Annotated in this window: 25 protein-coding genes and 2 tRNA genes; 10 read left to right on the top strand and 17 right to left on the bottom strand. The window is 56.9% G+C overall.

Features of this window, described 5'->3' with window-relative positions:
- From sctS to CJU81_RS05215, 9 genes are all read right to left on the bottom strand, one after another.
- On the bottom strand, positions 1–261 hold the full coding sequence (sctS, locus tag CJU81_RS05255; protein ID WP_095035787.1) for a type III secretion system export apparatus subunit SctS: 261 nt from the start codon (positions 259–261) through the stop codon (positions 1–3).
- Between the two features lie 7 nt (positions 262–268).
- Positions 269–922 (bottom strand): type III secretion system export apparatus subunit SctR, encoded by a 654-nt coding sequence (gene sctR / locus CJU81_RS05250; RefSeq protein ID WP_095035786.1) that lies wholly within the window; start codon positions 920–922, stop codon positions 269–271.
- Positions 919–1,914: a FliM/FliN family flagellar motor switch protein gene (locus tag CJU81_RS05245; protein ID WP_095035785.1), complete on the bottom strand. Its 996-nt coding sequence runs from the start codon at positions 1,912–1,914 to the stop codon at positions 919–921. Before CJU81_RS05245 ends, sctR begins: the two co-directional genes overlap by 4 nt.
- Positions 1,914–2,297 (bottom strand): type III secretion system HrpP C-terminal domain-containing protein, encoded by a 384-nt coding sequence (locus CJU81_RS05240; RefSeq protein ID WP_176464803.1) that lies wholly within the window; start codon positions 2,295–2,297, stop codon positions 1,914–1,916. The genes CJU81_RS05245 and CJU81_RS05240 overlap by 1 nt, the downstream gene beginning before the upstream one ends.
- A complete protein-coding gene (locus CJU81_RS05235; RefSeq protein ID WP_254924786.1) occupies positions 2,276–2,608 on the bottom strand; it encodes a hypothetical protein in 333 nt (110 codons plus the stop codon). The genes CJU81_RS05240 and CJU81_RS05235 overlap by 22 nt, the downstream gene beginning before the upstream one ends.
- Before the next feature lie 100 nt (positions 2,609–2,708).
- A complete protein-coding gene (locus CJU81_RS05230; protein ID WP_095035783.1) occupies positions 2,709–4,067 on the bottom strand; it encodes a FliI/YscN family ATPase in 1,359 nt (452 codons plus the stop codon).
- Complete coding sequence (locus CJU81_RS05225; protein ID WP_254924785.1) at positions 4,064–5,020, bottom strand: FHA domain-containing protein; 957 nt, start codon at positions 5,018–5,020, stop codon at positions 4,064–4,066. Before CJU81_RS05225 ends, CJU81_RS05230 begins: the two co-directional genes overlap by 4 nt.
- The gene (gene sctV, locus CJU81_RS05220) at positions 5,017–7,110 is read right to left on the bottom strand and encodes a type III secretion system export apparatus subunit SctV (protein ID WP_095035782.1); all 2,094 of its coding nucleotides are present in this window, start codon (positions 7,108–7,110) and stop codon (positions 5,017–5,019) included. Before sctV ends, CJU81_RS05225 begins: the two co-directional genes overlap by 4 nt.
- On the bottom strand, positions 7,107–8,096 hold the full coding sequence (locus CJU81_RS05215) for a TyeA family type III secretion system gatekeeper subunit (RefSeq protein ID WP_095035781.1): 990 nt from the start codon (positions 8,094–8,096) through the stop codon (positions 7,107–7,109). The genes sctV and CJU81_RS05215 overlap by 4 nt, the downstream gene beginning before the upstream one ends.
- Positions 8,097–8,467: 371 nt before the next feature.
- Here CJU81_RS05215 and CJU81_RS05210 point away from each other — a divergent pair, with 371 nt between their 5' ends.
- A complete protein-coding gene (locus CJU81_RS05210; RefSeq protein ID WP_095035780.1) occupies positions 8,468–8,992 on the top strand; it encodes an RNA polymerase sigma factor in 525 nt (174 codons plus the stop codon).
- Between the two features lie 80 nt (positions 8,993–9,072).
- On the opposite strand, the gene CJU81_RS05205 is transcribed toward CJU81_RS05210, so the two are convergent.
- Entirely contained in the window at positions 9,073–10,290 is a 1,218-nt protein-coding gene (locus CJU81_RS05205; RefSeq protein ID WP_095035779.1) for an MFS transporter, read from the bottom strand.
- A 172-nt stretch (positions 10,291–10,462) separates the two neighbouring features.
- Between CJU81_RS05205 and CJU81_RS05200 the strand changes: the two genes are divergently transcribed.
- The 3 genes from CJU81_RS05200 to CJU81_RS05190 all read left to right on the top strand — a co-directional run bounded on the left by CJU81_RS05200 (position 10,463) and on the right by CJU81_RS05190 (position 11,520).
- A tRNA-Met gene (locus tag CJU81_RS05200) sits at positions 10,463–10,539 on the top strand.
- Positions 10,540–10,864: 325 nt separating this feature from the next.
- Entirely contained in the window at positions 10,865–11,209 is a 345-nt protein-coding gene (locus tag CJU81_RS05195) for a toxin (RefSeq protein ID WP_095035778.1), read from the top strand.
- Complete coding sequence (locus tag CJU81_RS05190) at positions 11,206–11,520, top strand: helix-turn-helix domain-containing protein (RefSeq protein ID WP_095035777.1); 315 nt, start codon at positions 11,206–11,208, stop codon at positions 11,518–11,520. Before CJU81_RS05195 ends, CJU81_RS05190 begins: the two co-directional genes overlap by 4 nt.
- 50 nt (positions 11,521–11,570) lie before the next feature.
- Here CJU81_RS05190 and CJU81_RS05185 read toward each other — a convergent pair whose 3' ends face one another.
- The 4 genes from CJU81_RS05185 to CJU81_RS05170 all read right to left on the bottom strand — a co-directional run bounded on the left by CJU81_RS05185 (position 11,571) and on the right by CJU81_RS05170 (position 17,002).
- Complete coding sequence (locus CJU81_RS05185) at positions 11,571–11,915, bottom strand: cupin domain-containing protein (protein ID WP_095035776.1); 345 nt, start codon at positions 11,913–11,915, stop codon at positions 11,571–11,573.
- A gap of 156 nt (positions 11,916–12,071) precedes the next feature.
- A tRNA-Phe gene (locus tag CJU81_RS05180) sits at positions 12,072–12,147 on the bottom strand.
- 121 nt (positions 12,148–12,268) lie between these two features.
- Entirely contained in the window at positions 12,269–13,669 is a 1,401-nt protein-coding gene (locus CJU81_RS05175) for an FAD-binding oxidoreductase (protein ID WP_095035775.1), read from the bottom strand.
- Positions 13,670–13,750: 81 nt separating this feature from the next.
- Positions 13,751–17,002: a hybrid sensor histidine kinase/response regulator gene (locus CJU81_RS05170; protein ID WP_095035774.1), complete on the bottom strand. Its 3,252-nt coding sequence runs from the start codon at positions 17,000–17,002 to the stop codon at positions 13,751–13,753.
- Between the two features lie 186 nt (positions 17,003–17,188).
- Between CJU81_RS05170 and CJU81_RS05165 the strand changes: the two genes are divergently transcribed.
- From CJU81_RS05165 to CJU81_RS05140, 6 genes are all read left to right on the top strand, one after another.
- On the top strand, positions 17,189–17,770 hold the full coding sequence (locus CJU81_RS05165) for a fimbrial protein (protein WP_095035773.1): 582 nt from the start codon (positions 17,189–17,191) through the stop codon (positions 17,768–17,770).
- Between the two features lie 66 nt (positions 17,771–17,836).
- On the top strand, positions 17,837–18,535 hold the full coding sequence (locus tag CJU81_RS05160; RefSeq protein ID WP_095035772.1) for a fimbrial biogenesis chaperone: 699 nt from the start codon (positions 17,837–17,839) through the stop codon (positions 18,533–18,535).
- 35 nt (positions 18,536–18,570) lie between these two features.
- Positions 18,571–21,192: a fimbria/pilus outer membrane usher protein gene (locus tag CJU81_RS05155; protein ID WP_095035771.1), complete on the top strand. Its 2,622-nt coding sequence runs from the start codon at positions 18,571–18,573 to the stop codon at positions 21,190–21,192.
- On the top strand, positions 21,185–22,111 hold the full coding sequence (locus tag CJU81_RS05150) for a fimbrial protein (RefSeq protein WP_095035770.1): 927 nt from the start codon (positions 21,185–21,187) through the stop codon (positions 22,109–22,111). Before CJU81_RS05155 ends, CJU81_RS05150 begins: the two co-directional genes overlap by 8 nt.
- A 20-nt stretch (positions 22,112–22,131) precedes the next feature.
- Complete coding sequence (locus CJU81_RS05145; protein ID WP_095029069.1) at positions 22,132–22,623, top strand: fimbrial protein; 492 nt, start codon at positions 22,132–22,134, stop codon at positions 22,621–22,623.
- A gap of 7 nt (positions 22,624–22,630) precedes the next feature.
- Entirely contained in the window at positions 22,631–23,149 is a 519-nt protein-coding gene (locus CJU81_RS05140; protein ID WP_095035769.1) for a fimbrial protein, read from the top strand.
- 10 nt (positions 23,150–23,159) lie between these two features.
- On the opposite strand, the gene CJU81_RS05135 is transcribed toward CJU81_RS05140, so the two are convergent.
- From CJU81_RS05135 to CJU81_RS05125, 3 genes are all read right to left on the bottom strand, one after another.
- Positions 23,160–23,804, bottom strand: coding sequence for a response regulator (locus CJU81_RS05135; protein WP_095035768.1), 645 nt, complete (start codon positions 23,802–23,804; stop codon positions 23,160–23,162).
- Positions 23,805–23,832: 28 nt separating this feature from the next.
- Complete coding sequence (locus CJU81_RS05130; protein ID WP_095029072.1) at positions 23,833–24,483, bottom strand: response regulator; 651 nt, start codon at positions 24,481–24,483, stop codon at positions 23,833–23,835.
- A gap of 89 nt (positions 24,484–24,572) precedes the next feature.
- Complete coding sequence (locus CJU81_RS05125) at positions 24,573–25,769, bottom strand: EAL domain-containing response regulator (protein ID WP_095029073.1); 1,197 nt, start codon at positions 25,767–25,769, stop codon at positions 24,573–24,575.
- Positions 25,770–25,779: the final 10 nt, after the last annotated feature.

Raw genomic sequence — 25,779 nt, 5'->3', positions numbered from 1 at the left:
TTACAGTGCCGATCGAGCGGCCATGTCAAAGGTGAGGTTGATCAATTGAATCAACTCAACTCCGATCCAGCGCCCCGTCAGCGCCAGCGTGACGCCCACCGCAACCAGCTTGATGCCGAACGGCAGTGTCTGGTCCTGTACCTGCATCAGTGCCTGCATCAGCGAGGTCAGCACGCCCACCACAACGGCCACAATCAGCGGTGGCGCGGACAGCACCACCACCAGCAACATGCCCTGCTTGAACATCACAATCGGCTCCATTGGCGCCTCACAGAAAAGACAGAAAAAGGCTGTCCAGCAAGCGTGTCCAGCCCGAGACCAGCACAAACAACAGCAACTTGAGCGGCAGTGAAATGGTCATGGGCGAAACCATTTGCATACCCAGGGCCAGCAGCAAGTTCGAGACGATCAGATCGATAACGATAAACGGGATATAGATCAGAAAGCCGATCTCGAAACCCGCCTGCAACTGCGACAGGACAAAGGCCGGGACCAGCAAAACCATGTCATCGCGGCTGACCTGTCGGGCCATGTCTGCTGGCCACAGGCGCTCGGTGTTGTCCAGCAGATGGGTCTGCACATCCGGGTCGGTGTTGCGCACCATAAAGGCCTGCAAGGGCTTTACTGCCTCCAGCCCGCTGCCCTGCAAAGCTTGCACGCTGCTCATATCCAGTGGTGATTGCTTGAGGATTTGTGCGGTTTCATACCCCACCGGCGCCATGACAAACAGTGTTGCAGCCAAGGCAATGCCGTAAAGGGCCATGCTCGGCGGCACTTGCTGTACGCCGATGGCGTTGCGGGTAATCATCAGCACAATGCAGATTTTCAGGAAGGCGGTGCACACCACCATCAGCATGGGCATCAGTGACAAGGCACCCAGAAACAGCGCCAGCAGAAAGGGATCAACCCCTTGAACGGTCATTGCGAAAAACTGATGCGCGACAGTTGCAGGCCCAGGCGGCCGTCGACCTCCACCAACTGCCCGTGGCCGATCGGCCGGTCGCCGTAATACAACCCGGCCATGCCCGTACCATAGCCATCCAGGTTCAACACCATGCCGGGGGCCAGCTGGCGCAACTCGCTCAGGCTCAACTTGAGTACGCCACAGCGCACGCTCAAATCCACCAGCAAGGTTTCAAACAGCTCATCGCCTTCATGAACGCCAACGTCCGCACCCGCACCCGCAAACATCTCCTCATCCACAACCGACTCCTCAATAGAACACACTGTCAGGCACCGACGCCCGCCGTCATCATCAATTTGCAATTGCAGCCGCAACCGCCCCACGCTCATCTGCCCCACGCCATCAGCGCTGAACAGCGGGCGTTCCGGCACCAGTACGTCGCCGGGCCGTACTGTGCGCAACTGCTCAACCGTCAACGGTAGATAGCCGAGCACCACGGGCACAGGCACGGCAAAGCATGTGGGCAACGGTGCCTTGACTGCTTGCCACTGCCCTGCGTCGCAAAGCGCCAACAGGCTGCGTGCCGTCATCATTAATCGGCCGATACTTCGTGACTGCCCCAGCACCACGCTGAGGCAGCACTCAAATGCACCCGGCTGCCTGTCGGCAAGGGGCCGCAGAAAGCCAAAAAGCGCCGTCAGTTGCTCACTCATGCGCTGCTCAAAATGCCTCCAAAACCATGACTGCGGGTCGTTGCCGGTCTCGGCCAGCACTACCGGGCACTCGCCAAACAGGCTAAGCAATGGGCCTGCATCACTCAGCGTAAAGACCCCGCAGCGGCTCTCGAACGAGACACATACACCGCCCTCTGGCGCACGCCCCGGTTCCAGCAAAAGCTCACCGGGCTCGCCTGCGACCTGGAACGAATAGCGCAGGCCACGGCCAAGCCGCCTGCAAGCCGCGACCGTGGTTGCGTCCAGCCGTGGCAAGGTGATCGGCGCTATCGTCATCACTGGCTCTCCTGCAATAACCGGATCCTGACGATCTGTCCCAATGCACGGGCCAGACGCCGTTGACAGGGTTGCTGCTGACGGGCGAGCCATTGTCGGGTGGCGGATTGCTGCGCTCTTAAAGTGATGAGCCAGCCTTGATGTTCATAACAGGCGCTCACGTTGACCCGCCCGCGATGCGCCAGATGCAGCACAAACTGCATACATGGCTGGCACCCCGTTGCACGGGGCATCAGGGCCTCGGACAACGCCTGTGCCAAGCCCTTATCCGCACCTGCAAGGCTGTCTGCAAACAGCTTGCAGTCGGCTGCGTGCTCAGGGGCTACAGCCTGAGAGCGATCCCGTGCCAACAGCAGCGGGATTATTCCTGATGACCCGGCCATTGATCCTCCTCTGCCAGCAACACCGACAACTCCAGCAGTTTTTCGACTTTTCTCTGGCATTCACCCGCGTATTGGCGGGCACTCTCGACATGGATCGCAACCAGGCGTTGCTGCTCAAGCAGCACTTGCAAAGCCCTTGCCTGCTGCGCTGTTTGAGCCGCCAACTGGCGCTGTGATTCGTCCCAACCGGACAGGATTGCGGGCGACACCACCTGGCCCTGATACCGGCCTGTCAGCTCGGCCTGCTGCCGGCTTTCGTGTTGCCTGGCCTGCTCAACCGCCGAACGGGCCTGCTCGATGCTCAGGCTCAAGGCTCGCTGCTCCATACGCTTTATGTGCCACAAGCGCTCAGCCCGATCGACCCGATGCTGGCGTAAAAGCCGCAGGGGATCGGTTACCTGCAGACTGTTTTCAGAAGGGCACATGGGCCGTCAACTCGTGCAGTTGCTCAAGGGTTGCCGCAAAACCCGCAGGCTTGCGCAAGTCCTGACGCAAAAAGGCCTCAACCCGCTGTCGGCTTTCCACGGCCATATCGGTCAATGCATCGTTGCCCGCCTGGTACTCACCCAGCCTGAGCATCAGTTCGATCTGCTGATGCGCGCTCAGCAATCGCCTTAACGCGACCATGTTTTGTACATGTTCTGGCGCAGCCACATTGCTCAGAATCCGTGACAGGCTGCCCAGCACATCTATTGCCGGGTAGTGACCGCGCTCTGCCAGTTTGCGGGACAACACAATGTGACCGTCCAGCAAGGAGCGGACTTCATCTGCAACCGGATCGCCCATGGAGTCCTGCTCGATAAGTACGGTATAGATCGCGGTGATAGCTCCCTCGCGGGTCAGGCCTGCGCGCTCGACCAGACGTGGCAACAGGCTGTAAACCGAGGGCGGCAACCCGCCTCGCCCCAAGGGTTCACCAGCAGCCAGGCCGATTTCCCGCTGCGCGCGGGCAAAGCGGGTCAGGGAGTCGATCAGCAATAACACCCGCTGCCCTTTTCCACGAAAGCCTTCGGCCAGGGCGGTTGCGGTAAAAGCTGCCCGCGCACGCTCCATACTTGAACGATCAGAGGTCGCGCACACCAGCACGGCTTTGGCCCGCAGCCCCGCGTCCAACTCATGGTCAAGGAACTCTCGCAGCTCGCGGCCACGCTCGCCGATCAGGCCAAACACGATCACATCACACTCGACGTTGCGGGCGATTTCGGCCAGCAGGGTGGTCTTGCCGCAACCGGCACCGGCAAACAGCCCGACTCGCTGACCCTCACCCAGAGTCAACAACCCGTCGATGGCCCGTACCCCTGTCGGTAAAGCGCGACTGATACGTGGCCGTTGAGTGGCCAGGGGCGCGTCGCATACCACTGCCTTGGCATCATCGCAAGGCGGCCTGGCAAAGGCGCCTGCGCAACTGTCTGCAAGCGCCCGGCCAAATCCGTCGAGCACCTGCCCCAGCAAGTCATTGCCGACGCGAACCTGATGCACAGCCCCAAGCCGCTCAACTGCTGCCCCCGCGCTTATACCTTCCAGGCTCGCCAAAGCACTGAGCGTTGCGTCGAGCTGATCAAAGCCGATGATCTCTGCCAATACCCATGCGCTACCCTGCGTCTGAACCCGACACAGATCGCCAATTCGGGCCTGGGGCAAGCGGCATTGCAGGAGCATGCCATTGATCCGCAACACCCGACCGCACAGGGTCACCGGTGAAAAGCCCGCCAAGCGCGTGAACTGACGCTGTCGCCAGCACTCAAGGCCATCAGCAGTCGCACGGTTCACCAGTTCACCTCATAGCGCTGCTTGCCTTCAAACAACACTCGGCGATTGTCGATCGCAGTCAGGCGCAAACCATCAGTCTCATCACCAAAAAACAGCCGTCGCCCGTCTGCCAAAACAACATGGGCCTTTTTACCGCCGATTATCTGGACGATCCTGAAGGGCAACGCCGTGCTGATCTCCTGAACCTGATTGATGATCGCAACCGGCGTTGCAAACTGCGCCTCGAAGCTATCGAGCATCCGCGAGATCAGCGCCAGCGAGTCTTTGCCGACATCACCGACCAGAGTGATTCGATCATCCCCCACCTGCAGCCGGATAATGTTGCCCAGCTCTCGCTCGATCAACATCTTGAGCAATTGCTGATGGACCTGAAGCGTTGTTGCAAGCTGACGTCTGTCACTGACTGCCGATGGCATCGGGGAAAGTGCCTGTGCCGTGTTCAAAGGCTGCCAGGCCAGTACCGCCAGTATCAGCACGGACACGCTCAGCGCCAGCGCCAGCCACTTGCTCTTGCGGCCAGCAGGCACTGTATTTGGGTGATCGAATACCGCTTCGCTCTGTACGCCAGATACTTCTGCGGGTTCATCCACCCAGGCACTTTGCGTATTGGCGACACACAACTGAATACCGCCAATTGAAAACAGAGTACCTGGAGCCAGATCGGCAATCTGTGCCCGGGCCGTACCGGTTTCATCCTGCAAGAGACCTTCCTGCGCCTGTACCGTCCAGCACCCGTCCATGCAGTGCAACCGGGCATGCCGGGCTTCAACACCAGGGTCGTACAACTCAAGGTCGGCGTCTTGATGGGCGCCGATGCCCCAGCACTCACCAAACAAAGGCAGTGCAGCCCCCACATGCAAACCGCTCAGCACTCGTAACTCGAACAACAAGCCAGGCTGTACCGAATCGGATACCACGGCGGCACCATCAGGATGAACATGCCCCGAACTCAAGACACGGTCTCCCGCAGCACACCGTCGAATTGCAGATCAAAACGCCCGAGCACCTTGACCTTGGCCGCGCCCATCAACTCGGCGAAGGATAAGACCGGCACATGGTTGAACTCATCAAACAACAATGTGCGCAACGGGCTGCGCAGATCCTGCGCCACCAGCAATACGCTGGTGTCCGGCTTACGGGGGGAAAAAGCCTCTTTGAGCAACGCTACAAATTGCGTACTGAGCTCATGGTCCAGGGCAAGGAACACGCCAGACTGGGTTTGGCGCAATGCCTCGCGAAAGAGATTTTCGCTATGAGCGGACAACAGCCAGGCATGCAGCCCGTCAGCCTGACTGTACAGATGATAGATCTGCGACTTCAGGGCAATCCGCGCATAGTCCGCCAGGGCTGACACTTCCCGTTCATGCTGGCCATGTTCGGTCAGGACTTCGACAATCAGACGCACAGCCCGCAAGGGCACGCCTTCACTGGCCAGACGCTGCAGCACACCAGAAAATCGGGACAGGGGCATGATGCGCTGCAACTCCTGGACCAGCTCAGACTGGTGTTGCTCAAGCCAGCCGAGAATCAACTTGCACTCCTGCAGCCCCAAAAACTGCGGCCCGCTGATCATCATGGCCTGACGCATGCGCTCAATAATCAAGGCATGGGTACTGAATGACTCGACGCCTTCCCGTGCCAGCAGCGGATCGTCGGGCTGCAGCCATAGCCAGTCCAGTTCGTCTCGCTGCTCGCTGCCTCTGAGGGCACTCGGAGGAGCATCCGTGACACTGTCCCGTGCCACGGCCCGGCGCTCATCAAAGGTCGCCTTGAGCATGGGTACTTCGTGAATACAAAAGCGAAACTCATCCTCAGCCAACAGGTCGCTGTATTCGATTTCAAAGCAGGGAAGGGTCAAGCCGATGCGGGTAATGATACTGTTGCGCACCTGACGGATCCCGTGAATCAGCCGGGTGGTGCGCTCCAGGCTTTGATGGGCGGTGGCGAACTGCAACAGATAAGGGCGTGTAGGATCAAACGTTCTCAGGTCTTCATCACCATTTTGCTCAGGGGCAACCTGCGCTGCTTGCGCCTGATCCGACTCCCCGGCCGGCCTGTTTCTCGACCACAAGTAAAACCCCAGCGCAAAGGTACACAGTGCAATAAAGCCAAACACCGGGGCGGGCATTCCCGGCAGTGCTGCGAAGGCCAGCATTGCCGCCGATGAGATCATCCAGCTCTTGGGCTCACTGGTTATCTGCTGGCCGATTTGTGCACCGATATGACTGCTTGGCGATTGGTCGTCGGGGGCGACACGGGTGATGATCATCCCCGCGGTCAAGGCAATCAAGAGCGCCGGAATTTGCGCGATGAGACCATCGCCGATGGTCAATACCGAATACAGCGTTATGGCCTCGCCAGCGCTCATCCCGTGTTGCAACATCCCCGTGGAAAACCCGCCCAGGATATTGATCAGCACAATCACCAGGCCTGCGATGGCGTCCCCTTTGACGAATTTCATGGCTCCGTCCATCGCACCAAACAGCTGGCTTTCCCGGGACAACCGGTCACGCTTGTGGCGGGCCTGCGCACCATCGATCAAACCGCCACGCAGGTCACTGTCGATGGACATCTGCTTGCCCGGCAGCGCATCCAGACTAAAGCGCGCCGCCACTTCAGCGACACGCTCCGAACCCTTGGTAATCACCAGAAAATTGACGATTGTGATGATCAGAAAAACCACCAGCCCCACCGCCAGATTGCCCCCCACCACAAAGTTACCAAAGGCCTCGACAATCTTACCGGCATCCTGCTCCAGCAGGATCAGGCGGGTAGTGGCAATCGACAACGCCAGACGAAACATCGTGGTCAACAGCAAAAGTGCAGGAAATGAAGAAAATGCCAAAGGGCTGGGTAGATAAAGCGCCAACACGATCAACAGGCTGGCTATGCAGATATTGACCGCGATCAGCACATCGACCAGCCAGGTCGGCAACGGCACGATAAAGATAAACACAATGCCCAGCACCAGCATGGCCCCGAGTACTTCGCCCGGGCTTGCCACATTGCCAAGGCCTTTGTTGATCCATTGCACAATCCTCATCGAATCTGCCTCAACAGCCCGGGCGACAGCTGGACGATACCTTCGCGTTGCGTGTGCTCAACCATCAGGTTAAAAAAAGCCTGCAATACGTCCTGACGGCTTGGCGAATCACTCCAAACGGCCAGCGGGAGGCGCTGGACCAACGGATAGACTTGATTGAGCGAGACCAGTTGACTGGAAAGGCTCTCGCCACCCAGCTCCCGACTCAGGCTTTGCACCTCTTCGCTATCGATGCCCGTGCCCGCGTACTCCAGCAGACGTTGCAACAGGGAGACTGGCGACAGCTCGGCCTGCCTTTCGCGGGATGACAATCGCTCAATAGACAACCTGCAACTGTGCAAGAGGCTGCTCAACTGGGTGCAGCCTTGAAGTCCGATCAACAAGGTACGCAGCTTGAGAGTCGGCACCGAGGGTCGGTGGGCAGCGATATCATCCGCCAGCGCGCGCGACATCATACGCAATCCGTCATTGACCCTCTCTTCATCGAATAACTCCAGCAAGGCCTGGATAATGCTGACCAGTGATTGTTTGAGCACCACCTTGGAGTAATACAACGTGCGAACAGCCTGGCGCAGAGCGGCATCGCTTTCGTCTGCCGTCAGTGCCAACGCAATATTCAGACCCGCCTGAATTTGCCGGGAATAGCCGGAGTGCAGCTGTGCCTGAACGTTCTGCGCCAGCTCCGTTTCACGTTCATGCCCTTGTATCCGGGCCTGAGCGGTCACGTATTGCAAAACAACACTGGTGCGGGCCGGGTCATCGCCGGTCAACGCCAGCAAATGCTCAACCCCCGTATTTGTCGCCAGCTCCAGACGAACTTGCCGGGCCAGCAGCCCCAGGCTGATCTGACCTGGATGCCCCAGTTGTTCATAGAGTTCGTTCAACTGCTGGATACCCTGAACCTTCTGCACCCGTGCATCTACCGTGCGCAGCTCGCGTTGAGACAATACCTTGCTGCTGCTCTCGACTTTCTGGCTGAACAACATGCCGACTTCTTCGGCGGCACTTTGCGCAGAAGACTGCGGTGTCTGCCTCCCAACGCCCCAAGAGGAGAGCAGGATCTGCGCGGTATCATTTCGCCCGTCAACTTTCATAGCGGTGCCAAGTCCGGAATTTTCAATGACCTGTGTGGTTGACCACAGGCAAAGGGTTCCCTGAGAGTTCCATTGACATGCTTTTGAATAAACTGGCGCAAGCACAAGGCCCGCTACGCAAGATCCGGCACAACAGCGGTTATTGAACGACAGAAAAACACATACAAATCATATAGTTGAATTCACCTCACGGATTGGCATACGCGATGCTTAGGAGTCTTTGTCGAAACCATTTTCGATAGCACTCACCCTGAGGAAAAAAAATGGATCACCTTGATCATGCTCCCCCCCCAGCCCCCGACATTCTGGATCTGTCGACTAACCTCCAAAAAAAGCTGAAAGCGTTTATCCACAAGCGCGTACTGAACCCCGAAGATGCAGAGGATATTTTTCAGTTGACCTGCCTGGAGGCGTGGCGCAGCCAGGCACGCTTCAACGGCCAGGCAACGCTCAGCACATGGATGTGCGGCATTGCCCAGAACCTGATTCGCAATCATTTTCGTCGATTGCACGCAAGGCCTGTGCATTGCGAGTTCGACGAGACGCGGTGCCATGAACAGGACCACAGCCGCGACCTGTACGGTCAGCTTGAGACTCGCCGCAGGCTTGAGCTAACGCTCATTGCCTTCAACCGGCTGCCCATCGAAATGCGCGATACGTTGTATGCATCAGTGCAAAGCGGCAGCAGTTATCGCGACACCGCCAACGCTCTGGAAATTCCCATAGGGACAGTTCGCTCACGCATCTCGCGAGCTCGCGAACAGCTCAAGATGGCGACCCACTGCTAATGCCCGCCACGGACGCTCAGAAATGTCCATGATTGAGGGCACGCCTGGAGCAAGGCCAAGGAGTGGCCCCCACTACCGATTCAGGTTTTTTGCGTTCGCGGCAGCAAAATCGCCAGCACGCCGAACAACGGCAGATAAGAGCACAGGGTATACACATACTCGATGCCATGAATGTCCGCCAAATGCCCGAGCAAGGCAGCGCCAATCCCGCCAAAACCAAACATCAGGCCAAAGAAGATACCGGCAATCATCCCCACATTGCCCGGTACCAGCTCCTGGGCATAGACCACAATGGCCGAGAATGCCGAGGCCAGGATAAAGCCGATGATCACGCTGAGCACACTGGTCCAGAACAGGTCGGCATAGGGCAGTAGCAACGTGAACGGCGCAACCCCGAGAATTGAAAACCAGATTACCGCCTTGCGGCCGATACGGTCACCGATCGGGCCGCCAAAGAACGTGCCCGCCGCAACTGCGCCCAGGAACAGGAACAGGTACAACTGTGAGGTAGACACTGACACGTCGAACTTTTCGATCAGGAAGAAGGTGTAGTAGCTGGTCAGACTCGCCATGTAGAAGTACTTGGAGAACACCAGCAAGCCGAGCACCGTCAACGCACCGAGTACCCGCTGCTTCGACAACCCATGAGTAGCCTTCTGCCCGGCCTTGAGCTTGAACAGATTCAAATGGTTGCGGTACCAGCGGCTGATGACATACAGCAGCCCGACGGCGAACAGCGCAAACAGGCCGAACCAGGCCACGTTACCCTGACCAAAGGGAATGATAATTGCCGCAGCCAGCAACGGCCCGAAGGCCGAGCCGGCATTGCCACCTACCTGAAAGGTCGACTGCGCAAGCCCGTAGCGCCCGCCTGAGGCCAGCCTTGCTACACGGGAAGCTTCGGGGTGAAACGTAGAAGAGCCGATACCCACCAGGGCGGCGGCCAGCAAAATCAGCGGAAAACTGCCGACCTGAGACAACATCAAAATCCCGACCAGGGTGCAAACCATCCCGGCTGGCAACAAAAGCGGATTGGGATGACGGTCGGTGTAGTAACCCACCCACGGCTGCAATAGAGAAGCCGTCATCTGAAACGTCAGGGTAATCAGCCCGATCTGGGTAAAGGTCAGGTCATATTTGGCCTTGAGCATCGGATAGATCGACGGCAGTACCGCCTGGATCAGGTCGTTGATCAGATGCGCCAGGGCCACGGCGCCGATAATGCGCATGACCAAGGGGCTGGTCTGTGGGGCAGGAGAAGACGCTGTTGTAGTTGTTTGTGCGTTGCTAAGAGCCATTGGGGTTTCCGTACGACTGGTGAATGCGCGCTTGCAGGTGGGTCAATGTGCCATTCTTTTGCAAGATATTGCCATCCAAACGCCGTGAAACCTTAAGCAATTGATAGAACGAAGATTTTTTTTAGATATTTGCTTGACACACCCCCCGTACGAGGGAATAATGCGCGCCATCGGCTACATAGCTCAGTTGGTTAGAGCATAGCATTCATAATGCTGGGGTCCGGGGTTCAAGTCCCTGTGTAGCCACCAAACGCTTGTTTACAGAAGTCTCCATGAGTCTGCAGACAGTACAAGAAGCCCGCCTAGTGCGGGCTTTCTTGTGTCTGGGGGTTTCTCCTTGTCTCCCCCTATACCTTCCCTCCGTGTATCCCCTCCTGTGTATCCCTGGCCAAAAAAGCTACAAAGGGAAAACCAATACCTCAGCTAGTCCTGCAGACATGCTGCTGATCTCTAAGCGCGTACCTTTGTTGGATCAATACCTTGTGACACATCGACCTCCCCGACTCCCCAACTGAACCAGTACAACCTGCCATAATTTGCCAACCTATAGGCAAGTTGCGTACACTTTAAGCCAATGAAAACAGTTTTCTTTGAAACTACAAGCTTCACCGCCACGGTAGGCGACTACCTTAACGACGATGAATATCGGCAGCTTCAGGTAGAAATGCAGGCGAACCCGCTTGCGGGCGATGTAATGCCGCGCACAGGAGGATTCAGAAAGCTACGCTGGCAAGATACCCGCAGAGGGAAAGGCAAACGAGGTGGGTTGAGAGTGATCTATTACTGGCTGTTGGATGATGGTCAGTTTTGGATGTTTGCAATCTACGACAAAGATGAACTGGAGAACCTGACCGCCGATCAGGAGAAAGCGCTAAAAACAGCCATCGGCGCAGAATTGAAACAACGAGGTGGGAAATGAAAAAGCGCGATCTGTTTGCCGAGCTAATGCAAGGCGTAAACGAGATGGGCGAGCAGCGTGAAGGAAAGATCACCCTTCGCCAGTACGAAATGAAGGCGTTACCAGCTCCTGAAGTAACTGCTGCCGAAATCGTTTCCATCCGCAAAAAACTGCATATGTCCCAGCCAGTGTTTGCCCGGCAGATCAGAACCAGCCCGGACACCCTGAAAAACTGGGAGCAATCAAAATCGAAGCCAAACGCCCAGGCGGCGCTGCTGATCAAATTGGTTGAACGCTTCCCGGATATGGTTGATCGACTCAACGCGGTTTGAGTTGATCACTTCTCGCAGAGCGATGATTATTGTGTGGGAGCGTTGCGCGCTTACTCCAACTTGACAATATCCACCGATATCTCCACCGCCTGTACCGCCCCCCTGTTCTCAAGCCAGTGCGTAGTGTGCCTGTCTTCGGGCCAGCCCACTCCCGGACCATACTCCGTGGCGATACCATTTCGATGGTCAGTGATAACTCCATGCAGAATGTAGACGGTACCGGGCCTGTCTATATGGTTATGAACCGGTCCGAAAACACCCCCAGGCTCAATCGTCACCCTGCGCATGCGAAGCTGGCGCCCTGCCATTCCCTCGATCTCGGGGCCAAGGTCGATGGTGGCCAGCAACGTGACCGTAACGCCTTTCGTCTCGGGTACTGCGTGTTCATTGCTCATCGCGCCCACCTCTTCAAAAGACAAAGCCTTATTGGAAGTAAACACCCTCGAAGGCGTAACGAGTGACGAGGCGACAAAGGGACAGGCAGAACAGATTTGCTCCACCCGAAAACAAAAAACCCCCGAAGCCATGAGGCATCAGGGGTTTTGCTGTTGTGGTGCCCAGAGACGGAATCGAACCGCCGACACGGGGATTTTCAATCCCCTGCTCTACCGACTGAGCTATCTGGGCAAGACGGCAATTAAACGTGTTTTACTGTCGGTGCGTCAAGCCCGAAATAAAAAAAGACCAATGAATACCTGCGCTTACGATCCCGGGTTATGTGCCAAAACCCCTCATCTCAAGCCTGACATCAACCCAGGGGCAGGATTTTTCCAGGGTTCATCAGTCCAAACGGATCGAGGGCCTGCTTGACCAGGTGCATGACACCCAGCGCGGAACCATGCTCCAGGTGCATGAACTTTATCTTTCCCGAGCCAATACCATGCTCTCCGGTGCAGGTGCCCTCCAGGGCAATGGCACGCTCGACCACCCGTTCATTAAGCGCTTCGGCTTCAATCATTTCTGCGGCATTGCCCGGGTCGACCACCATCCCCAGATGGAAGTTACCGTCACCCACATGCCCGACCATACCAACGAAAAATGAAACCCTGGCCACATCTTCAGCCGTTTCGGCAATGCACTGGGTCAGCGCTGAAATGGGTACGCATACATCGGTGCTCCAGATCCGCCCATTCGGCCGCATAGACTGCATTGCATAGTGGACACTGTGCCGGGCACGCCACAAGGCATTGCGCGCATCAGCATCGCCAGCCGCCTGAAAACCCAATGCACCATTGCTTTCAACAATCTCTCGGGTCAGTTCAACCTGCTCCGCCACACTGGCCGGGGAACCGGCGAACTCGAAAAACAGCGTCGGTGTTTCAACCAGGCCCATCTGCGAAAAACGGTTGACCGCCTGCACCGTGCGCGCATCGAGCAACTCGACCCGTGACACTGGAATGCCGTACTGAATGATCGACACCACCGAACTGACCGCCGCCGCAATAGTCGGGAAGGTACACACCGCCGCGCAGGTGGTTTCCGGAATACCGTAAAGGCGCAGCGTGACTTCGGTGATGATCCCCAGGGTGCCTTCCGAGCCGACAAACAAGCGCGTGAGGTCATAGCCCGCGGATGATTTTCGCGCCCGCCCGCCGGTCTTGATCACCTGACCGTCAGCCAGCACCACGGTCAGGTTCAATACGTTTTCACGCATGGTTCCATAACGCACCGCATTGGTCCCTGAAGCGCGGGTCGCCACCATGCCCCCCAGGGTACTTTCACCCCCCGGGTCGACCGGAAAGAACAGCCCGGTGGTGCGCAGTTCGGCATTGAGCTGCATGCGAGTAACCCCGGCCTCCACAGTGACATCCAGATCATCCGGGCGCACAGCGATGATTCGCTGCATGCGGCTCAGGTCGATGCAGACCCCGCCCTGCGTCGCACCCACATGCCCTTCCAGTGAGGTGCCACCCCCAAAGGCAATGATCGGCACCCGCTGCGCGGCACAAAGCTTGACGATAGCCGCGACCTCGGCGGTGGACTCGGCATAACACACCGCATCCGGCGGCAGCGTCGGGTGGTAGGACTCACCACGCCCGTGCTGCTCGCATTCGGCACGGCTGGTGCTTAAGCGCTCACCGAGCAGCTCGCGCAAGGCGTCAAGCAAGGTGGGCATGGAGGAAGACAGAAACGCTGGGTTGGAGACCATAGAAACGTCCATATTATTATTGGGGGACGAATCCAAGATACAACAGTGATCCTGTGGCGAACATCCATCGCAAGCGGCGCGTTAGCCCTTCGGGTACAGCTCCCCTTCAACCAGCCTGGCCAGCACGCGGTGCAGACGATCGAACAATGCATTGATCACTTTGCCGGTCTCGGGATTCAAGGGCTCGCGCAGCAAGGCGATTTCACACGCATTGCAGGCCGCCGCCAGAGTGGCCGCTCCAACCGTTGCAAAAGAGCCATTCATCCGGTGCACGTAGCTGACCAGCGTCGAGGTGTTGGCATTTTGCAAAGCTTGCTGCGCCTTCGCCAGGTCCTCCTGCAGGGTAGTGATGAACAGACGGTGCATCATCGGCGAAAGGGTAATCCAGTCTTCAAGATCATCCGCTGCCTGCAACACCGCATCCACCTTCAGCGTGAGCAAAGGCGCCGTTGCAGGCCGGGGGCAGTAGGCTGTGAGGGTCTGGCGCAAGGTGGTCAGGCTCAAAGGCTTGACCAGCCAGACATTCATCCCGGCTTCCAGGCAATGCTCACCCTCTTCGCGCAAGGCATTGGCGGTCACACCAATAATCGGCACCTGCGCATCGAGCGAGCGCAGGCGGCGGGACAACTGATAGCCATCGAGTTTGGGCATATTGACGTCGGTGATCACCAGATCGAACGCCGCCTCATGCCAGCGCTGCAGCGCCTGCTCACCGTCCTCGGCCAACGTCACCTGCACCCCCAGGGCCTCCAGCTGCTCCTTGAGAATCTCGCGGTTGACGGGGTTGTCTTCGGCGACCAGAACGTTCAACTCAAGGCGTGTCAGAGGCTGCCCCGCGCTGGAGGTCAACTCGGGAGCGGTACCATGAGCAACCTGCATCAGTGTTCGGGCAATGGCCCGGATATCATAGGCATTGACCTCCCAGCCCCGATCAGTTTTTTGCGGCTGGCTGCGCCCCGCTTCGGTTGCAATCACCCGCTCACCCGACCAGTGCGGCGTGAGCTGCGGATCAGGGTCAACGTCCAGCAGGATGACAGGACCGTCACGCGTCTCCACTGCCGGAAATACCTGAGCCCGCGCGCCCCAACGACTTAACCAGTCAACCAGGACTTGCCCGATATCACTGCGCGGCGCGCGCACACAGACATTAACCCCCTCAAGGTCGATATCGGCGCTGTTATCCAGCGCGCCAGCAACCACCGGCAAACTCATGTGCAATGAGAAACTACTGCCCAGCCCCGGCTCACTGACAACCCGCAGGTTGGCGCCCATCATCTCGCTCAGCCGGGCGCAAATTGACAACCCCAGACCCGCGCCAGCAGCGCGTTCGCTGCTGCCTACCTGAGAAAAGGGCTTGAACAGGCGCGTCAGTTGCTCCTCGCTAATGCCCACGCCAGTATCGGAAACCTGCCACTGCAAGGATGCCTGCCCTTGCTCGATGCCGATCACCTTGAGCCTGAAAACCACCCAGCCAGCGTCTGTGAATTTGATCGCATTGCTCAGCAGGTTATTGATGATTTGCCGAATACGTACCGCATCCCCGGTCAGGAGCGGCGGCAAACTTGCGTCAGGACAGGCAAAAATCTTCAGACCTTTATTGCTCGCCGCCGCCGAATAACTGCGTACGCAGTCTTCAAACAAATCCAGCGGGCAGAATGTTTTGAGCTCGACAGCCATTTGCCCGGACTCGATCTTGGACACGTCCAGCACATCGCTGATCAACTGAAACAACACCGTTGAAGAGCGCTGAATGGTTTGCAGGTATTCATGCTGACGATCACTTAGAGGCGTGAGCCCCAACAGTTCAAGGTTGCCGAGCACCCCGTACAGAGGTGTTCGGATCTCATGGCTCATGGTGGCCAAAAACATGGTCTTGGCCTTGCTGGCCTCATCCGCCGAACGACGGGCCTGTTCCATCAGGTTGGCGTCATCCACATGCCGGGTAATGTCGTTGAAACCACAGAGCACTACGTTCTTGCCCTTGTAGCGAGTGAAAGCAAAACAGGCCTGCAGATAACGGCCTGAGACCTCAAGCTGGATTTCCCCCAACTCATGTTCACCATAATCGCGCTTGAGCAGGGCTATCAGCTCAGGCGTGCCCTGCCATTCGTGCGCGCGCTGGTTTTCCAGCAAGACTACACCGGTACCGCGCTCGACCACGCACAGGCCAACGGGGGCGCTGTCGAGCATGACACGGCTGAATTCTTCGCTTTCCGTCAGGGACTGACTGGCCCGCTGGGCAGGTTCGATGATTTGCTTGCGATACCAGCGGTTGACGCGCCAGCCAATCAGTACAAACAGCAGAAGCAGGCCAATGGCTCCCGCCAAAGGCCATTTGGCATAGCCAAAAAAATTCTGATAGCTAATTGCATACAAGCCGATCCAGGGCGTGTTCCCGCCCGAACTCAACTTGAAGCGCAAGCCTTTGCCGGTAATGCTCAAGCCCAGCGGTAAATCCTCGACATCCTGAACCTCCCCCAGCAGCACATCACCTGCAGGCGAGATCAAGGTCAGGCGACTGTTGGTGGGGTGCATCAACAAGCGCTCCAGGTCACTGATATCGCTGACATCCAGCAAGGCACTGAGGATCACCGAGTCATGGTCATCAACCCCCGGCGGCATAAACTGACGGGACAGGTTAAGGCCGATAGCGCCAACAATGTACCTGCGCTTTTGAATCAGCCCCTGCGGGGCTCTTAACCAGATCAACGTATCCCCATCAAGCTCCTGACTGTGCGCTACAAGCTCATCGTACAAACGCTTGGTCACATCGAAAAAGGTGTTTTTGAGAAGGATGGGGTATTGCCGTGTGCCATCAATGCCGGGCACCGCAATGGTGAATTGATCGCTGGGGGAAAAAACAAATACCTGCGGCGCCACATAGTGGGAATCGGACCAGTAAGCCGTGAAAAGGTCAGTCAACTGCACCCCGAACGAGTAAACACCCTGCATATCTTCATGGGTGTACTTGTCTCGCTGGCTCACCGTAAAGGGCAATGACTTGGCGGTGTCACGGTTCTGGAACAGACGCTCATCGCCCTGACGGATCAGCGCCATGTGCGAGCGTGGCTGGTTGTCTATCAGCAGGTTGTCGTTGGACTGACTGTAGCTCTGCGCAGCAATACGTAAAAAGGCTTCATGTTCATGAATGCTTTCCATCAGCCGAGCGAAATGAAAATCGGTCTTCTCGCCCTCTTCCTTCAACACCCGGTTAACAGCCCAATAACTCATGCTCACCAACAGCAGGGCAAGCCCGGTCAGCAGGAGCAGCAGTTTGTTCAGTCGCAGTGAGCTCAGTGCCAATGCACCAAGACGTACCTTTGCTTGCTTCATGGTTATTGCCGCTCTAGCAGGAACTTTGCGGGTCAAGGATACAGAGACAGCCAGAACAGGAATCGTCTGATGGGGTTCAGCCTCTTCTAATTGCATCCTGTGTAACACCTGCTGCGGCAAGCCGTGAACAGGAGGGGGCAATAAAAATGGGTAACACACATCACTCGTCTGTAGAGGTCATCTCACATGTTTCAAAAATTCGGTAAATACACTGCGCTTTGTGGTTCTTCGCTACTGATCGTCATGGCTGCCGCTACCGCGCAAGCAGCTGATGGCCAGGTTGAATTCACCGGCACCATCAACGACAACGCTTGCACCATCAACAGCGAAAGCGTGAAAAAATCCGTTGATATGGGCCAGGTTCGCATTGCCGACTTCCCGAACACAGTCGGGGCTGTCGCTACTTCAGGCGCCACGCCGTTTTCGATCTCACTGGAAAACTGCAGCGGTTCAACCCTGAAAAACGCGTCCATCAAGTTCAGCGGCCAGCAGTCCGGCACCGATGCAACCGTGCTGGGCATGACCGGTGAAAACCAGGTGAGCGGCGTCGGTATCCAGATCAATGATGCCCGTACAGGTAACAAACTGGCATTGAACACTGCCAGCAACGATTACGTACTGCGTCCACAGTCCAACACTTTTGACTTCACCGCGTCTTATGTACGTCTGGTTGCCGACACCGAGGCTTCGGGCGACACCCCGGGTGCACGCGGTATTGGTACCGGTAAAGTCAATGCATTGGCCAGCTTCGACGTTACCTACAAGTAATTCATGTTTTTAACGAGGGAGCTCGCGGCTAATCGCGAGCTCTGACGTTAACTAGAGGACACCTTCATGCGTTTAAAAGTTGCAGCCTTTTTGGCTCTGGCAGCAGGCTTCTGGCTGCCTCAGGTTCAGGCAGGCGTCAACGTGGGCTCCACGCGCGTTGTGTATCAAAGCAAGGAGAAGGAAGCCAACCTGGTACTTTCAAACTCGGGCGATGATGGCGTGCCCTATCTGGTTCAGTCATGGGTCAGCCCGTTCGACAATCGCGATGCAAGCGCGGACGAATTTATTGTCACGCCACCCCTGTTTCGCCTGGACGCCAAGGGCCAGAACATTTTGCGGGTGATTGCCACCAATGCGCAGAACCTGCCCAGTGATAAAGAAAGTCTGTTTCTGCTCAATGTCAAAGCCATCCCGGCCAAGAGTGAAGAGCAGCGTAATCAAAACGTGCTGCAAATCGCACTCAAGACCACGATCAAACTGTTTTATCGCCCAGCCAACTTGAAAGGCACTTTACCCGAAGCGGTAGAAAAACTTCAGTGGGGTACGCAAGGTGGAAAACTGACGGTGCATAACCCGTCGGGCTTCAACGTTGTGGTCAGTGAACTGTTGGTCAACAACACCGCCAGCAAAGACATACCCGAAGTGATCAAGCCGGGCAGCACGGTAACCACCGGCACTGCCGTCAAGAACAGCGACACGCTGGTCCTCAGCTACATCAACGAATACGGCAGCACGGTCAAGGCAGCTCCCGTTACCCCGCATTGATGACTGAATAATTCGCCGACTGGAAGGACTCCCTCATGCTGCGACCGCGCATGTGCGCTTTCGCGCGCAGAATAAAGTGTTGGAGCATCGTCACCCTCGGCGCTGCCGGTCTGACATCGAACGTAGTCCATGCTGATTACAGCTTCGATTCTTCCTTTCTGGAAATTGGCGGCGGCAATGCTTCGAGCGAAGTGGCCGAGCAAGTAAAAGCCTTGAGCCAGGGGCAGCTGCCTGGCATTTACCGGGTTGACTTGTCAGTCGATGACCGGCTTGTTGAGCAACGCGACCTGCATTTTATTCGCGAGACAGCGAGCCAGATTTCGACCCCCAACGGGCTGTTCCCCTGCTTCAGTCTTCAAGGCCTGACGGATTTGGGCATTGATCCGGCTCGTCTGAAAAACGCAGACATCAGTACTGACAATTGCGTGTACTTCAACCGTGACCTTACGGGTGTCACCTATGACTACGACTTCAACAAGCAACAACTGAACCTGCAAGTTCCCCAGGCGTACATTGGCAGCGTTCCATTCGAGACCCGGCGCAAAACCTGGAACGACGGAGAACAGGTAGCCTTTGCCAACTACAGTTTTTCCGGCAGTAACTACGAGAACCAGTTCGGCAGCCGCCAATCCCAGTTCGGTAGTATGCACAGCGGATTCAATAGCGGCGCCTGGCGCTTTCGCAATTTCTCCACCTGGCAAAAAAGCACTCACGTCGATGGTGACTGGAAGTCCGTAGACACTTACGTACAGCGTGACCTGGGTAAACTGATGGCTATCGCCACGGTGGGTGAAAGCGCGACCGACAGTGATTTGTTTGACACCATTTCTTACCGTGGCGTGGGCATTGCCTCTGATCTGGACATGCTGCCCGATGACGCGCGCAACTTTGCACCCGTAGTGCGTGGAGTTGCCAATGGCCGCTCGCTGGTGACGTTGCGCCAGCGTGGTTACGTGATCAGCGAGCAGTGGGTTCCGTCAGGCCCGTTCGCGCTCAAGGACCTGTACTCGACCTCCGGCAACGGCGATATCGAAGTCACCATCGAGGGCCCCAACGGCGAGCGCCAGGTGTACATCCAGTCGTTCTCGTCGGTACCGTACATGCTGCGTGAAGGCCAGCAAAGCTACGCAGTGACCGCAGGCCAGTATCGCCCTGCCGACGGCGCACAGAACACGCCAAAACCAGGTTTTGTCCAAGGCACCTATCGCCGCGGGCTGACCGAAGGCACCACGCTGTTTGGCGGCAGTATCGTCAGCGAACAATACAAATCGGCGCTGCTGGGTTTTGCCCACGACTTTGCGGGCTTTGGCGCCATTTCACTGGACGTGACCCATGCCATCAGCGACGACATGGGCACCGATGCCAAAACCATGAGCGGGCAGTCCTATCGCTTTCGCTACTCCAAGTCCATCGACCTGACCGACACCAGTTTCAGCCTGATCGGCTATCGCTACTCCACCAGCGGTTACTACAGCTTTAACGAAGCGATCAACGCACGCTCCAACAACTCGCTCGCCCCCTATACGGATGAAATGCAGTTCAGCAGTGCGACGTTTTCGCCGTATTTGACCGGCCACATGAAAAGCAGCTTTACCGCCAATGTGTCGCAACAATTTGGCACCTATGGCGGCATGTACGCCAACCTGACCAAAACCGATTACTGGAACCGGGCCAAGAGCAATACGTCCGTTCAATTGGGCTACAGCTTCAGTGTTGGCAGCGCCTCTTACAATCTGGGCCTGGCCCAGAACAGCGGAACCGGGGATGACATTCGCAGCGTTTCGCTGAGTGTCAGCCTGCCGCTGGGTAACCCGGGCAGCAGCAGCCGGATAGGTTTGAGCACCAACCAGGACTCGGCTGGTAATGCCAGCCGCAACGCCACGTTCAGCGGCTCGCAGCTCAAGGACGATGCCCTGTCTTACAACCTGGGCGTCAACCAGCAAGTCAGCGATGACGATCGCGTGCTCGGTGGCTCGGTGGCCGCCCGTTACAACGCGGCCAATGCCATCTGGCACGGGTCATACAACAAGGATCAAAACACCCGCCAGATGGACTACGGCGTGGAAGGTGCGGTGGTAGCCATACGCAACACCGTAATGTTCACCCAGCCATTGGGCGAGACCAACATCATCGTCGCCACCCCCGGTGCCGCCGATGTGGGCGTACTGACCAAAAGCGGGATCAAGACCAACAGCAGCGGCTACACGATTATCCCTTCGGCCCAGCCGTACCGGAAAAACAAGGTATCGCTCAACACCGACTCGCTCTCGGACAACACCGATATCGCCAATCTGGTACAGGAAGTCACCCCTAACCGTGGTGCCTTTGTAATGGCCAATTTCGAGACCCATAACGGCCGCCGCCTGCTGGTCAGCGTCAGTGCAAGCAATGGCAAACCAGCCCCTTTTGCCGCCGAAGCGCAGCTTTATGACCTCAACGGTACCTTGCTGAGCACCGCGATGGTTGCCGACAAGGGCCGGGTATTTATGACCGGCGTGCCCGACAAGGCGCGACTGCAGATCAACGTCAACGGCCAGCCGTGGTGCGCCAAAGACCTGGATCTCAATAACTACAACCTGTCAGAGACGGGCATCGGTCAACTGCACGTCAGTTGCGATGCCAAACCGACAGACACCCAAAGGACTCCCGATGCGTGATTCAACCTCCAAATCATCTCGCCTGAGCCTTTTGAAAGGTAGCTTGTTGCTGCTTTGCATCCTGCTCAGCCTGGCAAGCCCACAGGCGTTTGCGTTGATTCAGAACAACCTCGCGTGCACGGCCACAGGCACTACCGGCATTATTCAACTTGGCGATATCTCGCCCTCAACGAACTACACCGCCAACATGACCGCCAACTGCCGCGTTACCCGTTGGTATCCCTATGGCGCGTCATTGCAGCACAGCCAGTTCTACAACGCGGGCAGAGGCAGCAAGGTTCAAGTGTTCCATACCAACTCGGGTTTGATGGTGCCTGAGCTCCCTATAGGAACTGCCAGCAGCACATGCATGCCCTCAAGCTGCGTTCAATTATTCGTAGGCAACACCTTTTCCTACAATGTACTGCTCCTAGGAACGGCACCCGTTACGCCCGGCAACTACATGGTCAGCGTTTCACTCACCGATACCTCTATCCGGGGTTATGAGGCTTACGGCGACTACCTGCAGACAGTCATTCTCAGCTTCAGGGTCATCCAGCCGGCCTGCTCGATGGGCTCGGCAAAAACTCTCAACCTGCCCTTCGGCACACTCAGCAGCAATGACTTCGCCAGCTCGCAGCAAATTGCCAATATCACCATGAATTGCACTCGCGGTACGCAAGCGACCGCCACGCTAGTACCTACCCAGGCAGCCATCAGCGGCAGCCCGGGGGTTTCAGCCACGACCCTGGCAGGCCTGTCGATGGCCGCCACGTGGGCCGACAACAACACCGCAGTGACCTTCAACAGCCCGCGTACGCTGGCGCTCACAAACGGTGCCAACAATATTCGCCTGGGTTTCCGCCCACGCCTGAATACCAGCGTTTCACCCACTGGAAATTTCTCCAGTCAGTACACCCTCAACATCACCTATCTCTGATCAGGCACAGGAACTCGACCATGAAATTATCCATCTCGCTGACCGCTGCACTTTTTGCGGGCCTGCTCAGCACAGCCGCCAACGCCGTAACTGACACCGTGACCATCAACCTGAGCGGGACCCTTACACGTCCGCCCTGCACCCTGACGAGCAGCAAGACGCTGACCGCCAACTTCGGCAGCCTGCGCTATGACCAGGTTGCCGATGCCGCGCTGATCGACATCCCCCTCACCATGACCTGCCCGGCCAACTCGGTGCTGGCCGTCAGCATTCTGGCAGCCCGCACGATTCAGGGCTCAACCACCCAAGCGTCAACAGGCAAAGCCAATCTGGGCTATTCACTGCTCTGGAACAGCGACAGCACAGCCGCCAACATTACCGGAGTCAAACGCAACCTGACTAACCAGAGCGGTACGGTAGACCTGAGCTTGAAAGCCAAGTTGATTGCCTTGGGCGTACTGACCGAGGGCGCATTCAGCACCTCTGCGGTCATAAGTATCGAGTACCTGTGAGGTGTCCATGTTCGCCAGAGTAAGCCTGTGGGTGGCTCTGCTATCGACCGCTGCGCTGCTGTTCAGCTCGGCCAGCCGCGCACAGGATGGCGCCCTGATTGAAGTGCTCGGCACGCTGATAAAACCGCCCTGCACGGCCAATTTCCCGACCTCACAGAATGTTGATATTCCCAAGACGAATCTTAATTCGCTGAATTCGGACATCACCGGCTGGACTGACGTGAGCCTTGATTTCCAATGCATCAAGGGCAGTCAAGTACACCTGCGCTTCAGTGCGGGAAATGGCTCTTTTGACAGTAATACACTGCGCACAACGCTCGACAGGCTGGGGCTCAGAACCCGCTTGAGTGACATGACCGGTACGTTGAAAGTGCTGGATTTGAAGCTGGACGAACAACTGATATTTCCGGTTGACGGCACCCGGCTCAAGCTTCAACTCTCGGTACGCCCAGTAAAGACAGAGCAAGAACTGCCAGCTATCGGTAGCTACAGCTCTACGCTGCTAATGGAAATGACCTACTTGTAACACCGGCCAATCAGGCGAACAGATTGGCCTTTACGCACAGGATCAGCAGCGCCTGATCGTTGTCGACATTCAGCTTGCGCATCGCCGAAATCTTCAGGGTGCTGATGGTTTTAATGCTGCGATTCAGGCTCTGCGCAACCTCCCCCACACTCACTCCTGTTGCGAACAGACGCAAGACTTCAAACTCCTTGACCGTCAACTGGCTGAGCATTTGCGAAATGCCATCTGCATCATCACCCGGAGCACCATCAGGGGTGCCTTGCTGATAATGCCCCTCACGGTAAAACGCATCCAGCGCCACCAGAATTTGCTCAAGCCCTGCACTCTTGGAAATAACTCCGCTGATACCCAACTCATACAACCAGCTCAGCACCTGCGGATTGGAGATCACAGTGAGGATCAGCACGCGCGGCCCGGGAAAGTGTCGTCGCAGATACTCCACCAGCCGGGTACCGTCACCGTACTGCTCGTCTCCCGGCATGTTGTAGTCCGTGATGATCACGTCCGGGTTCAGTTGCGAAATCTTGTCGACCAACTCCGAAGAACTCATGGCCTCGCCCACGACCTTGAATCGCGGGTCACGCTCAATGATTTCGCGTACCCCCATCAATACAATCGGGTGATCGTCAGCCAGTAAAACTTTCATTTGCGGCATGGCGTGCATGACTCCGGGTCGGCAGCGACTAAAGGTTCCACGGATCGGCCTTGATGCAGTAAGTGATCAAGGCATGGTCATTGAGTACCTCCAGCTTGCGCATTGCCGACACTTTCTGGGTGCTGACCGTTTTGACGCTACGTTGAAGCTGGCGGGCGATATCACCCACACTGCTTCCCGCTACAACCAGGCGCAGAACCTCAACTTCGCGGGGCGACAGCGTGGAGAAACGCTCGTCGATGACCTTGGGGTTGCTCAACACAGACGTGGCGGGCACGGCAGGCGCATTGTAGGGGCGATCATTGGCCAAGGCATTGAGCGCCTTGCCGATTTCTTCGCGGATATGGCTTTTGGCAATCACCCCCGCCACCCCCATTTCCAGCAACCGCGAGATAATCAGCTGGTTGCTCACCATCGTCAGCACCAGGATCTTCACTGCCGGAAATTGTTCGTTGAGATACTCGATCAGTTGCAAGCCGTCGCCATAGGTTTCATCACCAGGCATATTGAAATCGGTGATCACCAGAGCAGGCTGATGCAACGCCAGTTGCTCGACCAATTGCGAAGAGCTCAGCGCCTCACCTGCCAGAATGAAACGTTCATCACGTTGAATCACTTCCCGAAGCCCCAGCAACACCACTGGATGATCGTCGGCAATCACTACCTTTAACTCGCGCATTGCCTGACTCCAGTAAAAAGGGCACGCATGACTCTGCAGGAACTGATGCGCTCCTGCACAGGGGGGGTGCCCATCAGTGATGACTCAAGCTATCCCCATGATGGCTTAGAGCTATCTTCGAGCAAAAGAGTTTCAAAGTCGGTGCACGATACGGCGGCGCAAATCAGAAATCCCTGGGCCTGGTCACATTCGATGCTGCGCAGAAAGGCAAGCTCTGCCTGTGTCTCCACGCCTTCAGCGACCACCGTCAGGCCCAGTTTCTGGCTTAACTCCACGAGACTGCGCAGTGCTGATGCCAGGTTTTCATTTTCGACGCAGCCATGCACCAGCGAGCGGTCTATTTTGAGCTCACTGAAGGGAGTGGAAACCAGGTTGAAATAGGAGCTGAACCCCTTGCCGAAGTCATCCTGAGCCAAACCAAACCCCATCATGCGCAAGCGACAGGCGCCAGCGTAGTAATTGCTGAGTTCCTCAGTGGTTGAGCTTTCCATTAACTCAAAAACAATACTGCGCGGCTCTGCACCATCCGCCACGACGTAGTCGCGCAAACTGTCGGCCAGATCATGGTTATCCAGCAAATGCGTCGGCAAGTTGATGGATACAGGGATATCCCAGCCTTGCTCACGCCATTTTCTTTGCGCTGCCAGGGTTTGCTCCAGCATCAACCACAGCAGACGCTCTTCCAACCCCTGGGCAATGAGGATGGACAGAAAGTCTTTGGGCAATAACAGGCCTACTTCGGGGTGGGCCCAGCGCACCAGCGCTTCAGCGCTGAGAATGTTGCCGTTGCGCAGCGATTTCTTGGGCTGGAACCAGGCCTGGATCTGGCCATTGCCCATCGCCATTTCGATTTTTCGCGGGTCGACCTCTATGGCCAGCGCAGGATCCACTTCACCATTGAGCCGAAAAATTGCCATACGCTCCTTCAAACGCATCACGGCATTGAATTCAACCGGCTTGGAGATCAAACCGACCACGCATATTCCCAGGTTCTTCGCTGCCAGCCCGGCACTGATCAACATTCGACGCGATGAGGCACTCATCAGTGCAAGTGCCGGTCGTTTTTTCAGGGCGGCAACTTTCTGGATCAATTGCACGCCATCCATGCCGGGCATCAGCAAATCACTAAGCAACAGATCATAGTCATTACGCGCCAGGCACTTCAAAGCACCATCGCCGTCCCAAACGGTGTCAACTGTAAAGCCACCCACTTCATTGAAAACATTCAGCAGGTACTCATGCTGAAAGGGATGATCCTCAACGACCAGTACACGATAGGGTTTCACTGGACCCTCC

Origin of the sequence: Pseudomonas fragi (genome assembly GCF_002269505.1) — a bacterium.
Taxonomy (GTDB): Bacteria; Pseudomonadota; Gammaproteobacteria; order Pseudomonadales; family Pseudomonadaceae; genus Aquipseudomonas; species Aquipseudomonas fragi_D.
The sequence above is the reverse complement of the archived record's forward strand: the minus strand, read 5'-3'. Positions and strand labels throughout refer to the sequence as shown.

What these genes read in the sequence shown, in the direction of transcription:
- CJU81_RS05165 (WP_095035773.1), top strand. Translation starts at nt 17,189, where the DNA reads ATGTTTCAAAAATTCGGTAAATACACTGCGCTTTGTGGTTCTTCGCTA.
- CJU81_RS05135 (WP_095035768.1), bottom strand. Translation starts at nt 23,804, where the DNA reads ATGCCGCAAATGAAAGTTTTACTGGCTGACGATCACCCGATTGTATTG.
- CJU81_RS05155 (WP_095035771.1), top strand. Translation starts at nt 18,571, where the DNA reads ATGCTGCGACCGCGCATGTGCGCTTTCGCGCGCAGAATAAAGTGTTGG.
- CJU81_RS05175 (WP_095035775.1), bottom strand. Translation starts at nt 13,669, where the DNA reads ATGGTCTCCAACCCAGCGTTTCTGTCTTCCTCCATGCCCACCTTGCTT.
- sctS (WP_095035787.1), bottom strand. Translation starts at nt 261, where the DNA reads ATGGAGCCGATTGTGATGTTCAAGCAGGGCATGTTGCTGGTGGTGGTG.
- CJU81_RS05240 (WP_176464803.1), bottom strand. Translation starts at nt 2,297, where the DNA reads ATGGCCGGGTCATCAGGAATAATCCCGCTGCTGTTGGCACGGGATCGC.
- CJU81_RS05185 (WP_095035776.1), bottom strand. Translation starts at nt 11,915, where the DNA reads ATGAGCAATGAACACGCAGTACCCGAGACGAAAGGCGTTACGGTCACG.
- sctV (WP_095035782.1), bottom strand. Translation starts at nt 7,110, where the DNA reads ATGAGGATTGTGCAATGGATCAACAAAGGCCTTGGCAATGTGGCAAGC.
- CJU81_RS05170 (WP_095035774.1), bottom strand. Translation starts at nt 17,002, where the DNA reads ATGAAGCAAGCAAAGGTACGTCTTGGTGCATTGGCACTGAGCTCACTG.
- sctR (WP_095035786.1), bottom strand. Translation starts at nt 922, where the DNA reads ATGACCGTTCAAGGGGTTGATCCCTTTCTGCTGGCGCTGTTTCTGGGT.
- CJU81_RS05190 (WP_095035777.1), top strand. Translation starts at nt 11,206, where the DNA reads ATGAAAAAGCGCGATCTGTTTGCCGAGCTAATGCAAGGCGTAAACGAG.
- CJU81_RS05195 (WP_095035778.1), top strand. Translation starts at nt 10,865, where the DNA reads ATGAAAACAGTTTTCTTTGAAACTACAAGCTTCACCGCCACGGTAGGC.
- CJU81_RS05145 (WP_095029069.1), top strand. Translation starts at nt 22,132, where the DNA reads ATGAAATTATCCATCTCGCTGACCGCTGCACTTTTTGCGGGCCTGCTC.
- CJU81_RS05160 (WP_095035772.1), top strand. Translation starts at nt 17,837, where the DNA reads ATGCGTTTAAAAGTTGCAGCCTTTTTGGCTCTGGCAGCAGGCTTCTGG.
- CJU81_RS05245 (WP_095035785.1), bottom strand. Translation starts at nt 1,914, where the DNA reads ATGACGATAGCGCCGATCACCTTGCCACGGCTGGACGCAACCACGGTC.
- CJU81_RS05205 (WP_095035779.1), bottom strand. Translation starts at nt 10,290, where the DNA reads ATGGCTCTTAGCAACGCACAAACAACTACAACAGCGTCTTCTCCTGCC.
- CJU81_RS05130 (WP_095029072.1), bottom strand. Translation starts at nt 24,483, where the DNA reads ATGCGCGAGTTAAAGGTAGTGATTGCCGACGATCATCCAGTGGTGTTG.
- CJU81_RS05215 (WP_095035781.1), bottom strand. Translation starts at nt 8,096, where the DNA reads ATGTTGTTCAGCCAGAAAGTCGAGAGCAGCAGCAAGGTATTGTCTCAA.
- CJU81_RS05140 (WP_095035769.1), top strand. Translation starts at nt 22,631, where the DNA reads ATGTTCGCCAGAGTAAGCCTGTGGGTGGCTCTGCTATCGACCGCTGCG.
- CJU81_RS05210 (WP_095035780.1), top strand. Translation starts at nt 8,468, where the DNA reads ATGGATCACCTTGATCATGCTCCCCCCCCAGCCCCCGACATTCTGGAT.
- CJU81_RS05150 (WP_095035770.1), top strand. Translation starts at nt 21,185, where the DNA reads ATGCGTGATTCAACCTCCAAATCATCTCGCCTGAGCCTTTTGAAAGGT.